The following is a 3,285-nucleotide window of genomic DNA, read 5'->3' on the forward strand; positions in this document are numbered from 1 at the left end:
ATATTCAAGCTCTACTACTACTAAAAACAGGTCGCTCCTACGGAGCTGCAAATATATTGCTTTTGTGAAATACTACAAACAGATTACTCCTACGGAGCTTTATTCAGGTTAGCTCCAGAGGAGCGACCTGTTTATTCTCTTTCTCACCTTCTCACCCTCTATTGGGGGATATTTGTATAAACCTATTTCACAGGTCGTAATTTTTTCTTCGTGTCCTTCGTGCTCTTCGTGGTTTATCCTTGATTTTCATCAAGGCAGGCTCTTGTTTACCCCATCCTTTTACCCAATTTGTGGGTAAGGATAAGCATCAAGGGAGGGGAAGCTCTTATGCCGACGCTGTCAGGACAAAAGGAGATGAAACTTAACCCATAGCACTAATCTGTAATGAGCTTACTTTTTTGACTTGATTTTGAGTAGATACAAGGGAGCTAAATAGATTGAAAACAACTCGACGACCCGCCCGCGGGTGCCCCGAACCCGAAACCCGAAACTTAAGAGTAGCCGCTATCCTCCAGGCCCGGATGGGATCGATCAGGCTGCCGGGTAAGTGTATGGCTGATATAGTTGGGCATCCTCTCCTTTTTCACGTGGTGGAGAGATTAAAACGGATCAAAGGAGTGGATGATATCGTTATCGCTACCTCTACCCTGGAGGAAGATAAAATTATCTTGGAAAAAGCGGCCGCTTGGGGAGTATCATCCTTTGCCGGAAGCGCCGATGATGTCCTGGCCAGATATGTCGAGGCGGCCAGAGGGATTGGCGCTTCAATAATTATCCGAGCTACCGGCGACAACCCCCTGTTTTGTCCTGAGTCCCTTTCTCATGCCCTGGCCAGGCATATCAAAAAGGAGGCGGATTATACCTTTATGGAGGATTTCCCTTTAGGCACCGGATTTTCCTGTGTGGCCATGAAAGCCCTTCTTAGAATCCATAATATCCTGGATGAACTTCATTATCATCGAGAGCATGTAACATCTTTTATCCATGCCCAACCAGAGGATTTTAGAATAGAGAAACTGCAAGCCCCTCCCTGCCTGAGACGGCCTGAGCTCAGGCTGACGGTGGATACAGAGGAGGATCTATCTCTAATGCGGGAGATTTATAAGAGGCTCTACCGGCCAGGAGAAATAATCGATCTTAAGGAGGTAATAAAACTCTTAGATGCTGAGCCTGAATTAGCCTTGATAAATGCCCATATTAGACAAAAAAAGCCGGAGAATAAAGATGCGGATCGTCTTCAGGGTTGATGCCGACCATAAGATTGGGATGGGGCATCTGGTGCGTTGCCTGGCCCTGGCGGCTCAACTTAAGCAAAAGATAGGGGCAGAGATTACCTTTGTCACCTCCACGGAACGGGAGGTCAGGCATAAAGTTGAGCAAGCCGGATATGGTCTGGCGGTGGTCTCATCTAAATTCGATCTGCCCTCTGATCTGAAGGGGGATATTATCCTGACCGAGATCAGGGACACGGAACTTCCTTATATGCAGGAATTAAGGACAAGAGGCCAGGTTCTGGTCACCTTTGATGACCTTGGCCAAGGTCGGTATGCGGCAGATTTGGTAGTCGATGCTAACCTTGACCCGGAGGAAGACCAGGATAGATTACAGATGGCGCACCTACTTCGTGGGTACCCGGGATGGCGGAATGGGACGAAGCTCCCCCGGTATCTGCTTGGACCGGATTATATCATCCTGAGAGAGGACTTTACTCGACTGGCTGACCAGCCTCGAAAGATCAATCCGGCTGTTAAGAAGATCCTGGTGAGTATGGGTGGAAGTGATCCGAATAACTTAACCGCCAAAGTGCTTCAAGCTCTTTCAAATTGCAATTCGCAATCCGCCATCCAAAATCCGCCATTAGAAGTCGATGTGGTTATTGGCCCGGCTTTTGAGAGCGAGAAGGATTTTAGAGACTATCTGGGCCAGACTCGAAACCTGGATTTTCGGTTCAGAAGGGGGGTGACTGCCATCCATAATTTAATGTGGGAAGCCGACTTAGCCATTGCTTCGGCGGGGGTGACGATGTATGAACTGGCCTGTTGTGGTACGCCGGCTGTAATTCTGGCTCAGGATAGTGTGCAGGTCAAAAATACCAGGCCCTTTTCTAAGGCCGGGGCAATAGTCAACCTGGGCGTAGGCACTCAGGTGAAAGAGGCGGAATTGGCCAGGGTGATTATGGACTTGATCTCGGATGAATCCACCAGATGGCGGATGAGTAAAGCCGGCAGATGCCTGGTAGATGGGAGGGGATTGTCCAGAGTGATTAAAGAAATAGAGAGACGTAGGGGCGAATAATTATTCGCCCCTACGTCTTTAATCAGCGAAGGTGATTTTAAGAAGGGGCAAAAATGAAAAAATGTTTGACATAGGGTAGGGGGGTATGGTATAATCTAAGATATGAAACAGGTAACCACCCACGAAGAACAATTAGTTGCCTTAAAAAGGATAGAGGGGCAGATTAAAGGCATCCAAAGGATGATTGAGGAGAAAAGATACTGTGTGGATATTATTACCCAACTTCATTCAGTAATTGGTGCCATCTCAAGGGTTGAGGAGAAGATCCTTGAAAACCACCTCAAGGGCTGCGTTATCTCTGCCTTTAAGGGTGAATCCGAGGAGGAAAAACAAAAGAAGATAGAAGAGATTATTGAGCTTATAGATACATTTAGAGGGAGATAACATGAACTTGCTTGAAAATATACAAAGATGCTTTGAGTCTAATTCAGTATTTTATACGAGACATGCCAAGTTTGAGATGGAGAATGAAGAGTCCGGAATTTATGGATAGAATATAAAAGGAGGAAAGAGTTATGAAGTGTGTTATTTACGGAGATGAAATTAAAGTTATGGAGCTATACTTTCGCACTTTTTGTCATTCCTGCGCAAGCAGGAATCCAGAAGCCTTGATATTACTGGATTCCCGCTTTGGCGGGAATGACGAGAGGTTATTGTAAAGTATTTGTCTTTCAAGTAGTTACAAAAAAGTGCAAAAGTATAGTCATTCAGTAATTGGGGTAATATCGATCCTCGATCCTGGATGCTCGATCCTGGATCCTGGATCCTTTACCAGCATCGAGGATCGAACATCGAGGATCGAGCATCGAGCATCCAGCATCATGTGCTGAACGGTTACCTTCCTTATAGGGAAGGAAGAGTATCTTAAACTTGCATTCCGCACTTCCAGAAAAGGTTTTGTGCTATTGGGCCAACAAGGCTTTTTGAAAGATAGCTTTATCTAATAGAAGCTTTAATTAAGAAAAGAGATTGTCACCTCACCATAATGAT

Annotated in this window: 3 protein-coding genes; all 3 read left to right on the forward strand. The window is 45.8% G+C overall.

Going from position 1 to position 3,285, the window contains the following annotated elements:
* Positions 1-437 precede the first annotated feature (437 nt).
* The 3 genes from AB1797_13700 (at position 438) to AB1797_13710 (ending at position 2,679) form a co-directional block, all read left to right on the forward strand.
* Positions 438-1,247 (forward strand): glycosyltransferase family protein, encoded by an 810-nt coding sequence (locus AB1797_13700; protein MEW5768640.1) that lies wholly within the window; start codon positions 438-440, stop codon positions 1,245-1,247.
* On the forward strand, positions 1,225-2,295 hold the full coding sequence (gene pseG / locus AB1797_13705) for a UDP-2,4-diacetamido-2,4,6-trideoxy-beta-L-altropyranose hydrolase (GenBank protein ID MEW5768641.1): 1,071 nt from the start codon (positions 1,225-1,227) through the stop codon (positions 2,293-2,295). Before AB1797_13700 ends, pseG begins: the two co-directional genes overlap by 23 nt.
* A 102-nt stretch (positions 2,296-2,397) precedes the next feature.
* A complete protein-coding gene (locus tag AB1797_13710; protein ID MEW5768642.1) occupies positions 2,398-2,679 on the forward strand; it encodes a metal-sensitive transcriptional regulator in 282 nt (93 codons plus the stop codon).
* Positions 2,680-3,285 lie beyond the last annotated feature (606 nt).

The organism is bacterium (assembly GCA_040753085.1).
Taxonomy (GTDB): Bacteria; UBA9089; JASEGY01; order JASEGY01; family JASEGY01; genus JASEGY01.

What these genes read in the sequence shown, in the direction of transcription:
- pseG (MEW5768641.1), top strand. Translation starts at nt 1,225, where the DNA reads ATGCGGATCGTCTTCAGGGTTGATGCCGACCATAAGATTGGGATGGGG.
- AB1797_13710 (MEW5768642.1), top strand. Translation starts at nt 2,398, where the DNA reads ATGAAACAGGTAACCACCCACGAAGAACAATTAGTTGCCTTAAAAAGG.